The sequence below is a fragment of the Pseudomonas syringae pv. cilantro genome (assembly GCF_001293775.1).
Classification (GTDB): domain Bacteria; phylum Pseudomonadota; class Gammaproteobacteria; order Pseudomonadales; family Pseudomonadaceae; genus Aquipseudomonas; species Aquipseudomonas syringae_P.
Window position 1 is genome coordinate 1 of sequence record NZ_LGLN01000101.1, and the last position, 3,295, is coordinate 3,295.

Sequence of the window (3,295 nt, forward strand, 5' to 3'; positions counted from 1 at the left end):
TGTACATGAGCCGCCACCTGAATGGTTGGGATCCAAGCAGTGTCAGCGAACAGATGTTGCCATGCTTGCCGAAGAAAATGTAGTCTACAACTGCTTGTTTAGGTTGGTTTTTTTGTAAATTTCAATTCGTGCAAAGCTGCCTTTCTAGCCCTTTCGATATCCATTTCCGGCGGAATCGCCGGCCTTTTCAGGTAAGGCACTTACCCTTATTCCCCATTCCATTCAAACCCTTTGCTTCGCCATTTGCTTCAGGCCATTTTGCCCTTTTGGTGGTGCAGCCTTTATCGGGGAAAGTAGTTTTCATCACTTTCAGTTCCCGCAGCTAGCCCCTATTGGGATTTAACTGTGAAAGCTTGTCATCGAAAGCAACTGTGCTCGCAATCAGCGCTCTTTTCGGCCCATATTAGCTGCACTGATGGAGCCCTCAGGCTCAGATTAATTTCGAGCGAGCTTGCTTTCAGCCGCGTTGGCTCATTAGTTGCGCACCCAGAAGCGGCGTATCAAGGGTGTCCTGTTGTGGCATTTCCAATGAGTGTCAGCAGCGCAACTGCATAGACGGAGTTCATGCATTTTCACCGCGGCGCAGGGAACTATTCTGGGCGGGACACCACACATCTCTTTATTTTGCAAAGCTATACCGCTGACAAATGGAGTAAACCAATGAATCCAGCTCAGATCAGGTTCTCTCATTCGTTCATACCGAGTTTTTCCGGTACTTCCTCTGCAGCCGAAACCAGTCATGCGCAATCGCCGCAGCAGGTTCTTACTCGAGCGTTCGTCGCGTCTGGTGAACTGAATGCGGCGTTCGGACGGACCTCCACTGCCTCTGAGCAGGACTTCACAAGCCTCCTGGGTACCCTTCAGCGTGAGTTGGAGAGAAAGACCCTGTCGTTTCCGGATATCGCCGAACTAGCTAATCAGCTTGCCGAGGCTGCGAAGGGCGATCAGGGCGGGCATTGGCTGGGCCGTGACGAACAGCAGACACTCAAAGGTATGATTGACCGATGCAAAAGCCAACTGGCACACACACACACGCATCTGATGCTTCTTATGATCCGCTGGCTCAGGTTTGTGAAAATCTGAAAACGGCGCGGCTGCATCAGTCAATAAGCCAAATGACCGGTGAGGCGCACGCGAAGGTGCGGGGCGTTCCGGATCTTTTGGCGCTGATCCAGCTTGACCCCGATGTTCTAGCCGAAAAGCCAGTCGGCATGACTTCCTACGTGAATTTTGGAAGCTTCATTTGCATGGCAAAGGCCCGCACTGCGGAGCTGAGTGAAGATCTCCGTAGTGATCCCAACGAAGTTGCTCTTTTGCTCCATCCCCACGCCGATACGATTTTAGAACTTGAGAGGTTGCCGGATGCTTTGGCGGCATTGACGGAAAATTGTCCAGATACGCCTACTCGGGATGATCTCCGCTCCCTGGCGAAAGAGACCGGAGAGCTACTGCAGCAGTTGCGGGCCAACGATCTCTTGCCGCGATCGGAGGAGGTATCGAGCTACCAGGGCGAAACGTCTGTGCGCAGCCGTGAAGTCGTCGAGCCGAAGTTGACGCTTTGCCAAGCGGGCGGTAATGGGCAGGGGCAACTCGAAGCCTCGAGTGCCCGTCCCGAAAGTTTGCGCTACGCTCCTACACGTGCCGCTTCCAGCGGCTCTGAAGCTCGCGTGCCCGGGCAAGCGGTGGGCGGTAAAATCGCCGACGATGCGCAAAAAGTAGCTGGTCTTTATGCAGAGAAAAAGAGGACAAATTGGACACAGGCAAACGGAGTTGCCGGGAAAATCAGCCACAAGATTCAATCCCTGCTGGGGATGCGAGATGCCGGGTCTCGTGTCCAGGCGTTCGTCGCATTCATGGCCGATGGAAAGGGGAGGCCAGGCGCAACGATGCTCGATCTAGGCGATGGGTGGATGAGGGCAACGCGTGTTATCAAAGGGGAGGCGGCCTTGATCGATTTCCAGTGCGACAGCGATGGTAAGGTCGTAGACGCACGACATCCCGGTAGATTTCCTGTGCTACCTCAAGGAAATGAGCGGGAAGCCTTTAAAACTGTACTTCAAGAACTGAAGTTCAGGGGCGCTGAAACGTTGTCTAAGGTTCCTGTGTATTACGTTAACAGGAATACACGGGGTTACGTCATTCCTACGCATGGCTATGTGGTCGCTGGTCATCCCAACCGCGGGCGAAAAAGTGGCGCAGTTTTGTATGGGGTGGGAGGTGATCCGAAACGTGGCCCTGTGGCCTTGGATGAAAAACTGCTCGGTCATCTTGTAGGCAGGTCCGATTCGAAAACTTCTAGCAAGTTATCGGCGCCTGTCAGGGCTGCGATTTCAGCGCTTGCTGGAGCGTCATTTGCTACTCGCGAAGACTTTTATGACGCCTATTGTACGGTCAGGGGTGATGCCATTGATCCATTGGAGCTGCACAACGAGATTTCTTCTATCTATCGCCTTCTGCCTTTATCCACGATGGAAATGTGGCCAAAGAAGGCAGGTGATTACAGGGTCGCAAGGCCGGCAGCGCCGGAGCGGGATCTTCGCGCATTTGAAAATCTACCAAAAGACATTGGGCGAAAGGCTCAGCTGAAGAAAGTATCTAACGTGGACAGCATCGACCTGCTGGAAGCGAAGAGACAGTTTACGCTTCATCAGCTTTATCAGGACGAGATGTTGGGCCGCGACGGAACAGGAGTTCGATCTGCAGGCTTCAAGCCGAAAGTAGATGCTCAACGCCGTGACCAGTTGGTGGCTTCCACCCCCAAATTTCAAAGATTGCCGCCGCACACAACTGACAAGGTGGGGAATTGTAACACCGGTGCATCATCCCTCCTTCAGCGAGCAGTGGACACCTATACAGAGAAGAATAACTTGCCCCCCGAGAAGGTCACTGCAGCTAGTATTTTTGGTATTGGGTCGAGTCATCGACTGGCCATCTGGGACCCATTGGACGGTTCCTCATCAAAAAAGTCCTCCGAGGACCTTTGAAGGGTGCCTAGTATAGCGTTTCAGAAACCACTGAAAATCTGGCCTAGTTTTTGTATAACCGGACGGCAAAGTAGTCTGTAGCAGTTGTCCACCTGTTCGTCGGGGGCTTGATTTTCAAGGGGAATTGGGCTGAATATACCCACTAGTGGGTTATCAATTGATGTCAATACGACATGCTCTAATCGACCGGCGAGGTGACACATGACCCCAGATGTCAATACGGATTTAAGCGGTGCAGCGCGTTTTGGTCACGTGCTCGGTCGTGGTCTGCGTCGAATACTCAATGTTGAGCGCGCGTTCTGGTCGCTTTT

Annotated in this window: 3 protein-coding genes; all 3 read left to right on the forward strand. The window is 52.8% G+C overall.

The window, feature by feature from the left end; translation table 11 throughout:
• Positions 1-564 precede the first annotated feature (564 nt).
• Entirely contained in the window at positions 565-1,083 is a 519-nt protein-coding gene (locus ABJ99_RS30010; protein WP_268243745.1) for a HopW family type III effector protein, read from the forward strand.
• Positions 1,005-2,984 (forward strand): HopW family type III effector protein, encoded by a 1,980-nt coding sequence (locus ABJ99_RS27985; RefSeq protein ID WP_268243746.1) that lies wholly within the window; start codon positions 1,005-1,007, stop codon positions 2,982-2,984. Before ABJ99_RS30010 ends, ABJ99_RS27985 begins: the two co-directional genes overlap by 79 nt.
• Before the next feature lie 201 nt (positions 2,985-3,185).
• Positions 3,186-3,295, forward strand: a 110-nt coding sequence (locus ABJ99_RS28545) for a DUF3742 family protein (protein ID WP_154864515.1), incomplete at its 3' end; no start/stop codon positions are given.

Bases quoted from the DNA above. Each gene is read 5' to 3' on its own strand.
- ABJ99_RS30010 (WP_268243745.1), top strand. From the start codon at position 565: ATGCATTTTCACCGCGGCGCAGGGAACTATTCTGGGCGGGACACCACA.
- ABJ99_RS27985 (WP_268243746.1), top strand. From the start codon at position 1,005: ATGCAAAAGCCAACTGGCACACACACACACGCATCTGATGCTTCTTAT.